The organism is Herminiimonas sp., assembly GCF_030645555.1.
GTDB lineage: Bacteria > Pseudomonadota > Gammaproteobacteria > Burkholderiales > Burkholderiaceae_D > Oxalicibacterium.
Window position 1 is genome coordinate 1 of sequence record NZ_JAUSME010000069.1, and the last position, 1316, is coordinate 1316.

The 1316-nt window shown below is 54.5% G+C and carries 1 pseudogene; it reads right to left on the reverse strand.

Going from position 1 to position 1316, the window contains the following annotated elements:
- Window positions 1-248: 248 nt before the first annotated feature.
- A pseudogene (gene dnaN / locus Q7T06_RS02910) lies at window positions 249-1316 on the reverse strand (DNA polymerase III subunit beta); the annotation flags it as partial.

Consider the following 1316-nt stretch of genomic DNA (forward strand, 5'->3'; position numbering starts at 1 on the left):
CTGCTAATAAAACTGCTTGAAACTGATGCATGAACTTCATGCTGTTTATTGCATCGACTGCTTTTGAAACTTCCGGCCCGGTCTGTCTTGCTGCCGGCGGTTCTGGATTCCCGCCTGCGCGGGAATGACAGGGAAGTGGGCTTGCTGCTTTACCCAGCTTCTTTTATCTCTTTGCCACTATCAAGTATATGGGGGCAAAACACTGATTTTAAAGCGTTTTGCCCCTATTGCTGCTGTCTTGCTGCGGATCAAATACGCATCGGCATGACGACGTATTTGAAGTCCGGATTCTCCGGCACCGTGATCAGCGCGGATGAATTGGCGTCACCCAGGGCGATGTTGATGCTCTCGCCTTTGAGGTTGTTCAATACATCGAGCAGATAGGTGACGTTGAAGCCGATATCGACGCTATCTCCACCGTAATCGATTTCGATTTCTTCGACCGCTTCTTCCTGGTCGGCATTGGTCGAGCTGATCTTCATGCTGCCCGGGCTCATGATGCAACGCACGCCCTTGAACTTGTCGGACGTCATGATCGCGGCGCGCTGCAGCGAACGCAGCAAGGCATCGCGGCCTATCGTGAAGTTGTTCTTGTAACCCTTAGGCACGACGCGCGTGTAATCAGGGAACTTGCCTTCTACCAGCTTGGAGATCAGTTCGATATCGCCGAAGGTGAACTTGACCTGGCTGTTGGCGATTTCGAGGTCGACGGGCTGGTCGTTTTCTTCCAGCAGGCGCTGCAATTCGATGATGGTTTTGCGCGGGATGATGACTTCCTGGCGGGCAAACTCTTGCTCGGTCGCTACCTGGCAAAACGCCAGACGGTGACCGTCGGTCGCCACGGCAATGACGTTCTTGCCATCGACGACCAGCAACAAGCCGTTCAGGTAATAACGTATGTCTTGCTGCGCCATCGAGAAGTGCACCATGTTGAACAGGTGCTTCAGGGTCTTTTGCGGCAGCGTGACTTTGGCGTTGTAATGCTCGGCTTGCGCAACGGTAGGGAATTCTTCTGCTGCCAGCGTTTGCAAGGCGAAGCGCGATTTGCCCGATTGCACGGTCATGCGTTTGTTCGACAGCGTCAGCGATACATCGCCGGAATCCGGCAACGCGCGCAGGATGTCGAGCAGCTTGCGTGCGGCTACCGTGGTCGATGCAACTTCATTGCCGCTGCCGACTTGCGCATGCGTAGTGATCTGCACTTCGATGTCGGTCGACAGGAAAGAAACGCGTTCGCCATCCTAGCGAATGAGGATATTGGCCAGAATCGGCAATGTGTGCCGACGCTCGACAATACCACTCACGATCTGCAGCGG